Origin of the sequence: Streptomyces sp. NPDC085927, from assembly GCF_044540975.1 — a bacterium.
Taxonomy (GTDB): Bacteria; Actinomycetota; Actinomycetes; order Streptomycetales; family Streptomycetaceae; genus Streptomyces; species Streptomyces hirsutus.
Genome location: NZ_JBITSN010000005.1, coordinates 439,305 through 453,065, shown reverse-complemented (window position 1 = coordinate 453,065; position 13,761 = coordinate 439,305). Strand labels below are relative to the sequence as shown.

Sequence of the window (13,761 nt, the reverse complement as noted above, 5' to 3'; positions counted from 1 at the left end):
ACGGAGATCAGGCCGCCGCGGCGGCCTTGACTGCGTGGGAGACCTGCGCGCGCAGCTCGGCGAACTCCCGGGAGCCGCGCAGTTCCTCTGCGTCGACGTCTCCACGGGGCAGGGTGATCGGCAGGTCCAGGGCCACGGTTCCCGGGCTCCTGGTCAGCACGACGATGCGGGACCCGAGGAAGATCGCCTCGTCCGCCGAGTGCGTCACGAACACCGTGGTCCGTCCGGTCCGGTCGGTCACCCGACGGAGGTCCTCCTGGAGCCGCTCCCTGGTCAGGGCGTCCAGCGCCGCGAACGGCTCGTCGAGGAGGAAGAGCGGGTTCTCGGCGGCGAGCGCCCGGGCGATGGCGACGCGCTGCTGCTGGCCGCCCGAGATCTCCCAGACGCGCCGCTCCTCGGTGCCTTCGAGGCCGACCCGGGCCAGCAGCTCCGCGCGGCGCCCGGGCCACTGCGCGCGGTGCACCCCTGCGTACCGCAGCGCCAGGTCGATGTTGCCGCGCACGGTCCGCCACGGGAACAGCCGCGGCGTCTGGAACACCACGCCGGCCGCCTCGCCGGGCCGCGGCTCAGCCCCGGAGATACGTACCGAGCCGTCGGTGGGCCGTTCGAACCCGGCGATCAGCCGCAGCAGGGTGCTCTTGCCGCAGCCGGAGGCGCCGACCAGGACCAGGAACTCTCCGGCCGGCACGGTCAGGTCGACCGGGCCGACGGCGGTGAACGCCTCGCCGTCCCGGCCGTACCGGTGGGTGACGTGGTCGAGGCGGACGGATCCGGCACGCGTGGAGTCCGCTTCGTCCCGTGTGCTGGTGAGTTCACTTGACGGCATCGGACAGTCCCTTGAGGTAAAAGGCCTTGCGGACGGCGTTCTCGGACGGTGCGGCGTCGATCTGCTTCTGGCCGGCCAGGAACCGACCGGTGTCGGTGACGTAGGTGAGCAGTTTGCCCGGGCTGCCGTCGGTGCCGAGCCAGTCTGCTGAGGTCACTTGCTCCGGGGTGAGGAAGACGCCCTGCTTCAGCTGCGCCCTGGCGTCCGCGGTGCTGATGCCGAGTTCGGCCGCGACGGCCTTGACCGAGCCGTCGGGGTCGGACTCGAGCAGGCGCAGGGCTTCGGCCTCCGCCTTGCGCCAGGAGTCTATGGCCTGCGGGTCCTTGGCGATCAGGTCGTCCGAGACGACGGCGAGGTCGAGGGTGGGTTTGCCCGCTCCGCCGATCTCCTTGCTGCTGGTGAGCTGGGTGCCGGTCCTGCGCAGCTCGTCCAGGGTCGGCAGCCACACATAGGCGGCGTCGATGTCGCCGCGCTGCCAGGCGGCGAGGATGGCCTGCGGCTGCAGGTCGACGAGCTTGACGTCGGACGTCTTGAGCCCGGCCGTCTCCAGCGCGGCCAGCAGACTGTAGTGCGAGGTGGAGGCGAACGGTGTGCCGATCGTCCTGCCCTTGAGCCCGGCGACGTCAAGGATGCCGGTGTCCTTGCGCACCACCAGGGCTTCGTTCTCCCCGGCGACGTCGAGGATCCAGGCGACCTTGTACGGGATCGGCGAGCTGCCCGACACGCCGCGCGCGAACGGGCTGGAGCCAAGCGCGGCGATGTCGAGGGACTTGCCGAGGAAGGCCTGGTTCACACTGGCGCCGGAGTCGAATCTGATCCAAGTGATGGTGTGGTCGGGCAGTGCTTTCTCCAGCAGCTTCTTGTTCTTCACGATCAAGTCGCCGCTGGGGAAGGCGAAGTAGCCGATACGCAGCCGCTTGGAGCCGCCTGGCGTGGAGGCCTCGCTGTCGGAGGAGCAGCCGGTGACGGCCGCGGAGACGGTGGCCAGCGCGCCGGTGAGGAGGAGGCGGCGGGACGGGCCTTGGGGGGCACGGGGCATGGCGGAGCCGTTTCTGTGCAAAGGGAAGTGAGGGTTCTACGCGCGACCGCGCCAGGGAACGACCGCGCGTTCCAGCCGCAGCAGCAGGCCGTCAATGACCAGGCCGGAGATGCCGATGGCGATGATGCCGACGAGCACGACGGGGGTGTTGTTGTAGTTGGCGGCGTCCTTGACCATGCCGCCGATGCCGGGCAGGCCGTTGACCAACTCGGCGGCGACGAGGGAGGAGTAGGCCACACCAACGGCAAGCCGGACCCCGGTGAGCGTCTCCGGCAGGGCGGACGGTACGACGACGTCCCTGACGGTGTCCCACCGTGACGCGCCGAGTGCCCGGGCTGCCTCGATCAGGCTCTTGGGCACAGCGGCGACGGCGGTGGTGGTGGAGACCGCCACGGGCGGGAACGCCGCCACCGCCAGCAGGGTGACCTTCGGCTCCTCGTTGATGCCCAGCCAGATGACGAGCAGTGAGAAGTACGCCAGCGGCGGCAGCGTCCGCAGGAAAGTGATCCAGGGCTCGAACAGCGAGCGCAGCCGGCCGACGGTGCCCATGAGCAGACCGAACAGCACCCCGAGCGCGATGCCGATGCCGGCTCCGATCGCGATGCGGCGCAGGCTGATGCCCAAGTGCTCAACGAGGGTGGTGCCGTTGTAGCCCCGTACGCCGTCGTGGGTGGTGGACACGGTGACGAACGCGTCCCACACCCTGGCCGGCGGCGGAACCAGTGTCTCGCTCCACGTCCCGCTCACTGCCAGCAGCTGCCACAGGGCGAGGAACAGCAGCAGCGAGCCGAACGGCAACGCGGCACGGCGCACGCGCGCCCACGCCCTCCCCGACGGGAGGCGGCGTTCGGGCGGTACGTCGGCGGGTGTCTCCGAGGTGTCGGGCTCGGACAGACGAGAAGTCGTGGACATGTGGCGTCCTTCATGGGGCGCCGGGACATGGGCGGATGCCGTCGGCCGACAGGGGCGGCCGGCCCCGGGCGAGAGTGATGCTGGACGAAGCAGAGGGGGCACCCTGCGTCAGGGTGCGTGAACGGCCCCGCCGGGTGGCATCACCGGACGGCGCGGTGCGTCAGAAAGGCTGGATCAACAACACGAGCCCGTGCGTCGGCACAGGTCGATGACCAGGCGTCGCACCAAGGGCTCGGGAATCATGGCCCATTTCTACAGCAGCCCCGGCTCCGCGCCAAGAGGCGTCCACTTATTGGAACGGGGTGTCCATACGGTCTTCTGCGGCACGCTCCGAGGAACCGTACGGGGTGGGCGGGACTCGGAAGCTGTCGACAGACCAGCAATCGAAGCGACGTTTGCGGAGCATCCCTCAGGAAGAGCCCTGCTGTGCCGCTCGGCGGGTCGAGCGGCGGCGCAGCCACAGGGGGAGGGCGTACCAGGACAGCGCGAACCACAGCATCACCGCGCCGACAAGGAATTTCGCCATCAGGCCGGGCACAACGACGTGCAGGATCAGGAACAGGGTGCAGCCGATCGTCACAGCCAGCAGAGCCATGCCGCACATCATGAGCCGGTGCGCCACCTCCACCATCTCGTCCTTCATGCGCTGCCCGGACAGGAAGCGGTGGATCGACACCGGCGCTATCAGGGATGCGGTCGCCGCCGCGCCCGACACCACCGTGATGACGTAGACGACGTGGTCGAACGTGCCCAAGTCGTGGAAGAGGGGCGTGAAGGCGACGCTGAGCAGGAAGCCGAAGAGGATCTGGACTCCCGTCTGCGCGACGCGCGTCTCCTGCATGATCTCGTTCCACCGGCGATTGACGCGCTCACGTGGGGTTTCCGGCGCCTCGTCCCCAGGAGCGATGGCGTGACCGCCGCACTCACCGCACCGGCCGGTCTCCGCTTCCGACCGCTCGATCGACTCCACCGTCAAGCTCATGTTTCCTCCCGTTCCCGACCTTCGTCTGCCCGCCCGGCTTCGTTGCATGCCGGAGCAACAGGCGCCGCCCGGCGCTGATCACGCACGTGCACGAACTCGTTGGTGTCGCCGGTTCGATGCCTCGGCCGAGCCGTTTGTGCTTGTGCTTGTGGACGACGAGCGTGACTCTGACGCCGGAGGCGCGCGGTTCTCCGGCAAGCGTGACGGCTTTGTCCGGCTCGGGCCGCTGGGCGGCGTGGACGGAGATCTTCTTTCGCAAGCAACCATCCACGGAACGTCACGTTCTCAGTGAGTGTCTCGCGGCCGGTGCTGAGGCGGGCGATGCCGAAGTCGATGAGCTTGGTCGCACCCTGTCGAGACAGGATCACATTCGATGGCTTGACGTCCCGATGGACGACCCCGGCGGCATGGGCGTCCCACAGGCCCCGCGCGATCTGCCGACCCCACGACGCCACGTCCGCCTGACGGAGGCGGCGGGGAGCACACCCTGAAGATCCATCCGACCAGTCGGCACGCTCCGCGCTCAGTCCCGGAATGCCGCGGTCGCGTTCCGGACGAAGGAGCGGATCAGCGGATTCGTGTCGCCCTTGTTCCACGCCGCCACCATGCGGCTCGGCGGCATGTCGGTCAGCGGCACCACGGCGAGACCCTCCGGAGGCCTGTGGTCCGCGAGCGTCACGCCGACCGTGCCGTTCCACAGGACGGCCTGCCGGCACTCCTGGACGGCACGCACCACCGGGCCCTCGCGGGGTTCACCGCCGTTCCAGTACGACTGCCAGCGGGCGTCGGTGCCCTCAGGGAAGACGAACCAGCGGCGGCCGGCCAGATCTGCGAGCGTCAGGCTGTCCCGGCGGGCGAGCGGATCGTCGGCACGCAGCAACGCGCCCACCGGGTCGGCGCGCAGCTCGCGCACCGTCAGACCCGTCTCGCCGAACGGTCCCCGGGTCAGGGCGACGTCGACCAGCCCGGCGTGCAGCCCGCAGGTGGGATCGGTCAGGCCGGTCTCGCGGATGCGGACCTCGACACCGGGATGGAGCCGACGGAAGGCGTCGGCCAGCCGCATCGCCCTCGGGTCGCCGCTGTCCCCGAGGAAGCCGACGGTGATGGTCGCGGCGCCGGCCGCCGCGGTCACACGGGTGCGCAGCCGATCGGCCCGGTCGAGCAGGGCCCGCGCCTCGTCGAACAGCACCGACCCGGCGGGAGTGAGGGCAACACCGGCCGGGGAGCGGTCGAACAGCGCGCCGCCGACCTCGGCCTCCAGCTGCTTGATCGCCCGGCTCAGCGGAGGCTGGCTCATGTGCAGCCGGGCGGCGGCCCGGCCGAAGTGGAGTTCCTCGGCGACCGCCACGAAGTAGCGCAGCGTGCGTAGCTCCATGCCCGCGACGATACCCGTACGGTATCGGGGCTGCGCAACGGGTCTTGGACAGTCGGGGCCCGCCGGACGTGGAATCGCCGCATGACTGATGAACCGAAGGCCCTTGTGCCGGCCGCGGACCCCGCCGTGTCGGTCGTCGGGCCGGACGACGGCGAGACGATCATGCTGGGCACCACGCGAATGCGCCTCCTGGAGGACGGCAGCACCACGGGACGCCGGCTCGGCATCGCCGAGTCCGTCCTGGCACCGCACACCCCCGGACCGCCGCAGCACCGCCACGCCCAGCACGACGAAGGTTTCTACATCATCTCCGGAACGGTGCGGTTCACCGTCGGGGACAAGGACTACGACGCGACGGCGGGCACGCTGGTGATGGTCCCGCCGGGAGCGCCGCACACGTTCGCCAACACGACCGGCGAACCGGCCGTCATGCTCAGCACGTTCACGCCGGACCTGTACGTACAGTACTTCCGCGACCTGCAGGCCATGTTCACCGGCGGCCGGGCACCGACCCCCGAGGCGAACATCGAGACGATGAGCCGTTACGCCACCGAGCCGGCCACCGACTTCGCCGCGCGGCCGGCCGCCGGAGGGGTGTCGTGAACGTCGCCTACTGGAGCGTCGCCGGCCTGCTCGCCCTCTTCCACCTCTACGGAGGCGGCGTCAAGGTGGTGCGGAGCCGTGAACAGCTGCTGCCGATGATGGCCTGGGTGGACAGCATGCCGATGCCGGCCGTCAGGGCCATCGGACTGGTCGAGGTGCTCGGCGCGACCGGTCTGCTCCTGCCGCCGCTGACCGGCATCGCCCCCTGGCTGTCCCTCGCCGCGGCCATCGGGTTCGTGGTCCTGCAGATCGGTGCCACCGGGGTGCACCTGGCGCGCGGAGACCGCAGGATCGCCCTCAACATCACGCTCCTCCTCACCGCTGCCGTCACCACCTGGCTGGCGACGACGTGGCTGTGAGGCCGGACCACATGGGCGGCCTCCACCGGAGCGGGCACCGAACGGCCCTGTGACAGAAGGCCTCCGGTTCCCGGACGAGGGGGCGACAGTCCGGGACACGGGGGCCCTGCCCGCGGGACAGTGGAGGGGCGCCGGAGAGAGGAAGCCCGGTGCGGAGGTGTACGGGATGCTGAGGAATCCCGTCGACGGGACACGGCTGCGCATCCTGGCGCGGCTGAGCGAATCCGCTGTCGCACCGCAGGCAAACCGTCTTCGAATACTCACGAAGCGCCCTCTCAGAAGGCGCCGTACGGTGGGGCGATGGTTCCCGGCCGCCACCGGATGAGGGTGACGCCGGGTGACGCCCTGCGGCTCGGCGCGAGGCCCGCCAAGACGGGCCCCCTTCGGTCCCTATGACGCGATCGCGCGCGACGCTGGGGGCATGGAGAGCGAGGTCTTGGTCGTTCCGGATTTCCCGAACGAGAAGCCAATGGCCGAACGGTTGCGCAGGTGCTCGACGTCATCGGATCTCGGTGTGTCCCGGGTCGGAGATACGACTTCCGGTCCTGGTCGCTACGTAGCCTCACACCATGACCGAAGAGGCCGAGATCGTGCTGAAGAACTACGACTGGATGCTCCGTCACCAAGGGCTGGACCAGGTGGAGCTGGACTGGGACTCCCGCACTCTGGTGTGGGGTGGTGGGGGCTCCGACCTCGAAGACCTGTGCAGGCCGGGCTTTACGCCTGCAACCGATGTCAGCTGACGCGTGGAGCTGCCGGCCGATCATTTTTCCTTGTGGTCAGAGACCGACGCCGGGCCTCCGTTCGTGATCTTGGAGGGCGGACGCCGGCTCCTGGCTGTGGGCGGCTGAGGAGCGCCGTGGTGCACGCGGTGCTGGAGCGGCCTTCGGCCACCCGGCCGGGGTCCACGGGGTCGGTCACGGTGTTTCCCGCTGTACCGAGGAGGTCCCCCGGCCTCGGTGAACGGCGAAGCGGGTCGGCACCCGTTCGGCCAGGGCGCTGATGTGTGTGACGATGCCGACCATTTGGCCCCTGCGGATCGCGAGCTCTTCCAGCGTGGCGGCGACCGTCTCCAGTGTCGTCTCGTCCAGCGTGCCGAATCCCTCGTCGAGGAAGATGGACTCCAGCCGGGCGGCGCCGGCTGCGGCCATGGCCGGCAGCTGCTCCGAAAGCGCCAGGGCGAGGGCGAGGCTGGCCTGGAACGTCTCACCTCCGGACAGCGTCTTGGCCGGCCGACGGCCGTCCGCGTCGGTGTGGTCGATGACGAGAAAGTTCCCGTCGTCGTGGACCAGCTCGAACTGCCCGTCGGACAGTCCGGCAAGCATCTCGGAGGCATGCGCGACGAGTGCGTCGAGGGCCGTCGTGACAAGCCGGCGAGGAAACCCGTCTGCGCGCATCAGGTGGCCGAGCGTCTTTGCCACCTGATGCGCCTGCTCCGCGTGTTGCCGCCGCGCGTCGAGCTTCGCGGCCTGTTCCCGTCGCTCGACGAGGCGCCGTGCCTCCTGGCGGGCTCCCCTCAGCGCTGCCGCGACCGCCGGCTCGGCCGTCTCGGTGAACGGCCGTTCCGTAGCGACCTCCACGCCGGGGGCGGCGAGTACGTCGGCGAGCCGGTCCTCGGCAGTGGTGAGCCGGTCACGAACCCTCGTCAGCCTCTCGTGCGCACCGGACAGCGCCGTGGTGCGGGTGGCGGCGGCGTCGGCCGCCCAGGAGACGAGGGTCGTCCACGCCGTGGTCAGGTCATCACGGACCAGCGCCGGAGCCCCGAGCGTGACGAGTGGGTCGCGGACCTGCTCGAGCACCGACCAGAGCGCCTGTACTTCCTGGTGAACACCCGCCGCGGTCTTCTCGGCGCTCGCCCTGGCGGTCCGCGCACGCCGAAGCCGTGCGTCCGCCTCATCGGCGGCCCTTTCCAGCTGCTCCCGGCGGGCGAGCGCAGCGGTCACCTGCTCCAGGGCGGGGGCGTCGGCGAGATCGGCACGCAGGGCGGCGACCCGACCGATGAGCATGTTCAGCTCGCTGGTGGCCTGCTGCTCGGCCCGGGACGCCTTCGTCCACTCGCCACGCAACCGCTCCACCTCACGGTCGGCCTGGATTCGTGCTTGTTCGGCGGCATCGAGGTCGGGCTCGGTCGGAGGGCCGGGCATCGTCGTGACCCGCTGCTCGCACACCGGGCACGACGCGCCGACCCGCAGGTGCGGCCGCAACGCTGCGGCGAGATGCGACCGCGTCGCGACCTCCCGCGCCTGTCGTGCCTGCCGGGCGGACCTTTCGGCCTCCTCACTGACGGCGATGACCTCGCGGAGCGCCGCGGCGCGCCGCTGCCGCAGCGCCTGCGCGGTGAGCAGCCTCCCTTCCGTCTCGTCGAGCTCGGCATGATCGCGGCGGGCTCGCTCGAGTGAGGCCCGGGGCGGTGCCGCCGCAAGCTGCTCGCGGGCGGCCGTGTCGGCCGTCTCGGCTGCGGCGAGCTCCTCGTCGGCCGTCTCGCACGCGGCCCTGATCTCGCTTTCCCTCTCCCCGAGTTCCTCGAACCCGGCCGGCACGGCAACCGCCCTCAGCCGGTCCCGCTCCTCGGTCAGTGCCACGCACGCCTGTCGCGCCTCGGCCACCACCGCGCCGTGCTTCGCGAGTTCGGGCAGCATCGCACGAACCCGTTCGGCGACTTTCTCCAGCGCGGCCACCTGGCCCTGTGCCGCCTGGAGGGCGGGTTCGGTCGCATCGGTGAACTCCTCAAGCTGCCGGGCGAGGAGTTCGGCGCGCTGCTTCTCGCTCTCGGCCTCCGCATTCGCCGCCTGCGCGATCCGGTTGTAGAACTGCAGTCCCATCAGTTTGACGAGGATCTCCTGCCGCTTGGCAGGCTGTTCGTGCAGGAACTCGGCGAAGTCACCCTGCGGCAGCGCCACACAGGTGATGAAGTGCTCGAACGGCAGCCCGATCAGCTTCTCCACCGCGGGCGTGACCTCGGAGTCGGAGGCGAGCACCTTGGTGACGTCGTCCGGTGCGCCGAACGCGGCCGGGTCGGCGAGTTGTTCCAGCCGGGCATTCTTCACGTTGACGCCACCGGTGGTGCGGCGCAGCTCCCGGACGGCGACGTAGCGGTGTCCGGCGAGGTCGAAGACGAGCCGGACGATGCCCCGGCGGGTGGTCGGCGCGAGCGCGTTCGCGACCATACGCCGGTCGCCCCAGCGCGGCACCGATCCGTACAGCGCGAACGTGATCGCGTCGATGACGGTGGACTTGCCCGAGCCGGTGGGGCCGACGAGCGCGAAGTAGTCCGCCTCGCGGAAGTCCATCATGGTCGGCTCCCGAAATGAGGCGAAGCCGTTCATCTCCAGCAGCACCGGCCTCATCGAGGCTCCTCCCCGCCGTCAGGCGTTCGCGGTGGTGACCTGGTCGTGGAGCCTGGCGAACAGTGCTTCGACCCGTTCGTCGACCAGGTTCCGGGTGACGCAGTATTCGTGGAACAGCTCAGCGGGGCTGCGCTCCACGCCGTCGGCCGGCGCGGACGATCCGGCGGTGTGCACGGGTGCGGCGAACTCCGGATCGATGCGCACCTCCAGCGCGTTCGGCAGCAGCCGCTGCACCTCCTGCCGCAGACCCGCACGCGCCGGTTCGCACAGCAATACCCTCAGGTAGTCGTCCAGGTAGTCGTCGCCGAGCGAGTCGGCGCGCCGGGTCAGCTCGTCGACGGTGCCGCGTACGGTGCGCAGCCGCCGTCCGGACCCGATGGGTACCTCGGCGACGATACGGGCGGGCGCGCCGACCTCGGCCTCGACGACGAGGACCATCGAGGGGTCGTCCTGCTCGCCGAAGTCGAGGGTGATCGGGCTGCCGCAGTAGTGCACCGGACACGGCGCGGGCAGCGACTGCCGGCGGTGCAGGTGCCCGAGCGCGACGTAGTGCGCCTCGGGTGGGAAGGCATCGGCCGGCACCCAGTACTCGAGGATCGACTGGGCGGACCGCTCTCCCCCGCCGAGCTTTCCCCCGGCCACCGTCAGGTGCGCCATCACCAGGTTGACCGCATCGTCGCGGAAACCGGCCGTGAGTGCGGCAATCAGGTCCCGCACCAGCCGACCGTAGCCGGTTGCGGCCTCCCCGGGCGTCTTGCCGACCAGTTGGGCAGCACGTACCGCGTAGCGCTGGGACAGGAACGGCAGCAGAGCGACAGTGACCGGCTCTCCCGTCGAGCGCGCGGTGAACTTGACCACTCCGCCGTCGGCCGCGACGCGCACATTGCCGACCAGGGTGATCCCCGCGCTCGCCATGAGCGGCCGGTAGGCGTCGAAGGTGGGGGCGTGGTCGTGGTTGCCGGCGATCGCGATGACCTCGGCACCGGTGCGTCGCAGCGTGAGCAGCGCCTGTACCAGCAGCTGCTGGGCGTCCGCCGACGGGGCGGACGACTCGTACAGGTCACCGGCAACGAGGACTGCGTCAACCCGGTGGTCCCGTGCCACCTGGACGATCTCGCGCAGGACGGCCCGCTGCTCGTCGAGTCGGCTGTGCCCCTTGAGCACCTTTCCGACGTGCCAGTCCGATGTGTGCAAAAACTTCATGTCCTCGCCTCGTCGTCCCGTGGGGGGGTGTCGACGGCGGCACGCTGTCGGATCAGAAGGCCGGTACATCGTCCATTGCACTTGGGAAGTCCAGGTCGGTGAACGGCTCGTCCGCGCTGTCGTCGTAGACCTCGCGACAGGCCGTCTCGTTCCCGTTGTCCGGCCGGACCTCGGGAGCGGTGTCCCGGCCTTCGGGGTGGCAGTCGGCGCAGGTCAGGCCGATGGCGGCTGCCGGGTTCCAGCCCTCGGGCTGCTCCTGGCCGCTTGGCGGCAGGACATTCATGACGATCACCCGGCAATCTTCGACCGGGTCAGAAGGGGAACATGGGGCTGTTGCGGTTGTGGGGGGCGCTTTTGTCCCCGCCGGGGGCCTCCGGCGCGTCGTTCGGCGCGGACGGGGCGGTGTCGAAGAGGGTGCCGCCGGGCGCGCCCACGCGCGGGATCTTGCTGACCGTCGCGGCGGCGTAGCGCAGGGAGGGGCCGATCTCCAAGGCCTCCAGCTCGATGACGGTCCGCTTCTCGCCTTCCTTGGTCTCGTACGTCCGCTGGTGCAGCCGCCCCTGGACGATGACACGGGTGCCGCGCGCCAGGGACTGGGCGACGTGTTCCGCCATCTGCCGCCAGACCGAACAGCGCAGGAACAGTGTGTCGGCGTCCCTCCACTCGTTGCTCTGCCGGTCGAAGGTGCGGGGCGTGGAGGCGACGGTGAAGTGTGTGACCGCGTCGCCGGACGGGGTGGTGCGGACTTCGGGGTCGTCGGTCAGGTTGCCGACGACGGTGACGACGGTCTCGCCGACCATGAGAGGTACTCCTAACGTACTTACGGACGGGTGGAGTTGGATGTCTGACGACAACGCTGCCGCTTCGGTGTGTCTTCGGGCTCAGTGCCCGGCCCCTTTTCTTCTCGTCCGGCAGGCCCCGCCGCGATGAGTCTCGAAGCGTGGGCCGGCGCGTTCTGCAGCGGGATGCCGAGCCGGGGAATGGTGCAGGGACGGCCGGCGGCAGCCCGGCACCAGGGGCAGGGCACGCGGAGGGCGTGGACGCGGAGGTCGTTCCTCGGGCGGCCGGGGAGGGCGGGGGGTGGTTGCGCCGGGGCGGCGGGTGTCCGCTTGACGCGCTGTCCCGAGGCGATCGCGGTCACGATCGCGAGGAGTTCCGCGCGATAGCGGTGCGGGTCGTCCGGGTCGGTGTCCGGGAGTGGCAACGGGTCGCGGGCGAGCCGCTCCTCCCGGATCGCGCGCACCTCGGCGCGGATGTCGGCGGCGTCGATGTGGGACTGTGTGCGGCCCAGCCGGATCACGGCCTCCCGCGTATCGGCGACGTCCAGGTCGGCGAGCAGGAGGTGCCAGGCGTCCGTCGTGCTCTCCTCCAGATGCATCGACGGGCACATCGCCGCGACCAGGGCGGCGAGCCCCGCGGTCTCAGCCGGTGTCATCCGTTCTTCCCTTCCGCGGGGGAACACCCCGGGCGACTCCGGTACCCCGCTCCCCGCCCCGTCCGCCGGCTGCCGGTACAGGTACAGGACGGTCCCGCAGGCGCAGCGCAGCCGCCCGTCGTCCCCGAGGCTCCAGCGGCCGCAGCCGAGGTGACCGGCTTGTGAGATCAGGAACCACAGGGTGGCGGGCAACTCCCTGTCGGAGCGCACTGTGGCAGTGGTCATCACGTCTCACCACCGCCGAGGGCGAGCAGCCGGCGCAGGTCGATCTCGCCGGTGCGCCAGGCCCGGGCGACCCGCTCCGCTCCGCCGGGCACGGGCCGCAGGCTGAACGAACGCGGCTCGGGGGCCGGCGCCACCGTCAGCCCCGGGATCACCTCTCCGGTGTGCGGGTCGGCGACCGGGCCGGAGCAGGCGAGCCGGGCGAAGAACTCCCGCTGCCAGGCGGGGCGCACCCGGACCAGGGTCTCCACCTCGCCGGGGTGGTTCGTGGCCACCCAGCCGGTGAAGGCATCCTCGTCGGCGACCATGACCGCCGGCCGGGGGTCGATGAGCGTGAGGGTGGCGATCGGGGTGTCATCCGGCATGGTCACCCGCATCGACTTGAGGGCGAGTTCGGCGCGAGCCGCGCGCAGCCCGTCGAGGACCGCGCGGCGCTCGGCCCGGTACTCGGCCTCCACCGCGTCGCGCAGCACCCTGAGCACGACGACCCGGGTGGCGCGGTCCCGGAGGTTCACGCGGCTTCACCCTTCTGCTCGGTCCCTTTTCCTGCCTCTTTCTTCGCCGCGGTGCCGCGGCGCACGATGAGCTCGCCCAGCGTGGTCGAACCTCCGGCGGGGTCCAGGACGGCGGCGGCGAGCAGATTGTGCCGGCGCACCTCCTCGTAGAGGCCGCGGAGCTCCTCGTAGGTGGCGTGCGGGGCGGTGGCGATCGTGAGGTAGTCGGACGCACTCGGGGTGGGCTTGCCGGCGTTGAGCCACTCCAGGACGGCCTCGGCGAACGCTGTGTCCGGCTTGCGGATGACGCGCCCGGAGAGCGGCTTCGCCCGGGACTTGGAGATCACCAGGGTGTTCTCGTGGTCGAGGTCGCCGACGATGTCGAACTCGTATTCGATGCCCTCCCGCTGCTCGGGCTTGAGCCCGACCTTGCGCGGCACCTTGCGCCCGCGCTCGTCTGCCTCCACGACGTACTCGGTCTTGGTGCGCATGGTGGCGATGAGGTGGCCGGGATAGGCGAGCAGGGCGTCGATCATCGCCCGCTCCAGGGGGCGGGCCTCCCTCCAGCCGGCGAAGGTGTTGCCTCCCGCGACGCGCTTCGCGGCGTTGTCGACCTGCTCCAGCATCCCGCCCGAGCCGGACCAGAAGTGCGAGAGCGAGTCGACGATCACGACGTCGTAGCCGTCGTGGGCGGCCACCGCGAGCGCCTCGACGAGCGCGGGTGGCTCGAACGTCGTGAGCGGGAGGATGTCGAAGGCGAACTCGTCGGCGTACTTGGAAGCGCTGCCGTGTTCGGTGTCGATCAGGGCGACCCGGTCGCCGATCCCGGTGCCGATGACGAGCGCGCTGTAGGTCTTGCCCGACCCGGTGGGTCCGGTGAGCGCGATGCGGGCCTTGGCCTGTTCTTTGGTGGCGGGGATGAAGGTGAAGCTGTTCACGCCGTTCTCCTCTGGCGCATCCGACG

The 13,761-nt window shown here is 70.6% G+C and carries 16 protein-coding genes; 3 read left to right on the top strand and 13 right to left on the bottom strand.

Annotation, left to right across the window (positions count from 1 at the left end):
* Positions 1–7 precede the first annotated feature (7 nt).
* The 6 genes from ACIF80_RS16655 to ACIF80_RS16630 all read right to left on the bottom strand — a co-directional run bounded on the left by ACIF80_RS16655 (position 8) and on the right by ACIF80_RS16630 (position 5,134).
* Positions 8–826 (bottom strand): ABC transporter ATP-binding protein, encoded by an 819-nt coding sequence (locus ACIF80_RS16655; RefSeq protein ID WP_399804969.1) that lies wholly within the window; start codon positions 824–826, stop codon positions 8–10.
* The gene (locus ACIF80_RS16650) at positions 813–1,865 is read right to left on the bottom strand and encodes an ABC transporter substrate-binding protein (protein ID WP_399804967.1); all 1,053 of its coding nucleotides are present in this window, start codon (positions 1,863–1,865) and stop codon (positions 813–815) included. Before ACIF80_RS16650 ends, ACIF80_RS16655 begins: the two co-directional genes overlap by 14 nt.
* Positions 1,866–1,901: 36 nt before the next feature.
* Entirely contained in the window at positions 1,902–2,777 is an 876-nt protein-coding gene (locus tag ACIF80_RS16645) for an ABC transporter permease (RefSeq protein WP_399804964.1), read from the bottom strand.
* A gap of 409 nt (positions 2,778–3,186) precedes the next feature.
* On the bottom strand, positions 3,187–3,759 hold the full coding sequence (locus ACIF80_RS16640) for a DUF6328 family protein (protein ID WP_399804961.1): 573 nt from the start codon (positions 3,757–3,759) through the stop codon (positions 3,187–3,189).
* The gene (locus ACIF80_RS16635; protein WP_399804959.1) at positions 3,756–4,355 is read right to left on the bottom strand and encodes a protein kinase; all 600 of its coding nucleotides are present in this window, start codon (positions 4,353–4,355) and stop codon (positions 3,756–3,758) included. The genes ACIF80_RS16640 and ACIF80_RS16635 overlap by 4 nt, the downstream gene beginning before the upstream one ends.
* Positions 4,283–5,134, bottom strand: coding sequence for a LysR family transcriptional regulator (locus tag ACIF80_RS16630; protein WP_399804956.1), 852 nt, complete (start codon positions 5,132–5,134; stop codon positions 4,283–4,285). The genes ACIF80_RS16635 and ACIF80_RS16630 overlap by 73 nt, the downstream gene beginning before the upstream one ends.
* 81 nt (positions 5,135–5,215) lie before the next feature.
* On the opposite strand from ACIF80_RS16630, the gene ACIF80_RS16625 reads away from it, so the two are divergent.
* The 3 genes from ACIF80_RS16625 to ACIF80_RS16615 all read left to right on the top strand — a co-directional run bounded on the left by ACIF80_RS16625 (position 5,216) and on the right by ACIF80_RS16615 (position 6,839).
* The gene (locus tag ACIF80_RS16625) at positions 5,216–5,737 is read left to right on the top strand and encodes a cupin domain-containing protein (RefSeq protein WP_399804953.1); all 522 of its coding nucleotides are present in this window, start codon (positions 5,216–5,218) and stop codon (positions 5,735–5,737) included.
* Complete coding sequence (locus tag ACIF80_RS16620; protein ID WP_399804951.1) at positions 5,734–6,096, top strand: DoxX family protein; 363 nt, start codon at positions 5,734–5,736, stop codon at positions 6,094–6,096. Before ACIF80_RS16625 ends, ACIF80_RS16620 begins: the two co-directional genes overlap by 4 nt.
* 569 nt (positions 6,097–6,665) lie before the next feature.
* Complete coding sequence (locus ACIF80_RS16615) at positions 6,666–6,839, top strand: hypothetical protein (RefSeq protein ID WP_399804948.1); 174 nt, start codon at positions 6,666–6,668, stop codon at positions 6,837–6,839.
* Positions 6,840–7,013: 174 nt separating this feature from the next.
* On the opposite strand, the gene ACIF80_RS16610 is transcribed toward ACIF80_RS16615, so the two are convergent.
* From ACIF80_RS16610 to ACIF80_RS16580, 7 genes are read right to left on the bottom strand one after another with little or no spacing between them, the layout of a single operon-like run.
* Positions 7,014–9,443, bottom strand: coding sequence for an AAA family ATPase (locus ACIF80_RS16610; protein ID WP_399804945.1), 2,430 nt, complete (start codon positions 9,441–9,443; stop codon positions 7,014–7,016).
* An 18-nt stretch (positions 9,444–9,461) separates the two neighbouring features.
* Positions 9,462–10,646, bottom strand: a complete 1,185-nt coding sequence (locus ACIF80_RS16605) for an exonuclease SbcCD subunit D (protein WP_399804942.1) — start codon at positions 10,644–10,646, stop codon at positions 9,462–9,464.
* 52 nt (positions 10,647–10,698) lie between these two features.
* Positions 10,699–10,938: a hypothetical protein gene (locus ACIF80_RS16600; protein WP_399804939.1), complete on the bottom strand. Its 240-nt coding sequence runs from the start codon at positions 10,936–10,938 to the stop codon at positions 10,699–10,701.
* Between the two features lie 19 nt (positions 10,939–10,957).
* Entirely contained in the window at positions 10,958–11,446 is a 489-nt protein-coding gene (locus tag ACIF80_RS16595; RefSeq protein ID WP_399804936.1) for a single-stranded DNA-binding protein, read from the bottom strand.
* A 20-nt stretch (positions 11,447–11,466) separates the two neighbouring features.
* The gene (locus ACIF80_RS16590) at positions 11,467–12,306 is read right to left on the bottom strand and encodes a hypothetical protein (protein ID WP_399804933.1); all 840 of its coding nucleotides are present in this window, start codon (positions 12,304–12,306) and stop codon (positions 11,467–11,469) included.
* On the bottom strand, positions 12,306–12,818 hold the full coding sequence (locus tag ACIF80_RS16585) for a hypothetical protein (RefSeq protein ID WP_399804932.1): 513 nt from the start codon (positions 12,816–12,818) through the stop codon (positions 12,306–12,308). The genes ACIF80_RS16590 and ACIF80_RS16585 overlap by 1 nt, the downstream gene beginning before the upstream one ends.
* Positions 12,815–13,735, bottom strand: coding sequence for an ATP-binding protein (locus tag ACIF80_RS16580; protein ID WP_399804929.1), 921 nt, complete (start codon positions 13,733–13,735; stop codon positions 12,815–12,817). The genes ACIF80_RS16585 and ACIF80_RS16580 overlap by 4 nt, the downstream gene beginning before the upstream one ends.
* Positions 13,736–13,761 lie beyond the last annotated feature (26 nt).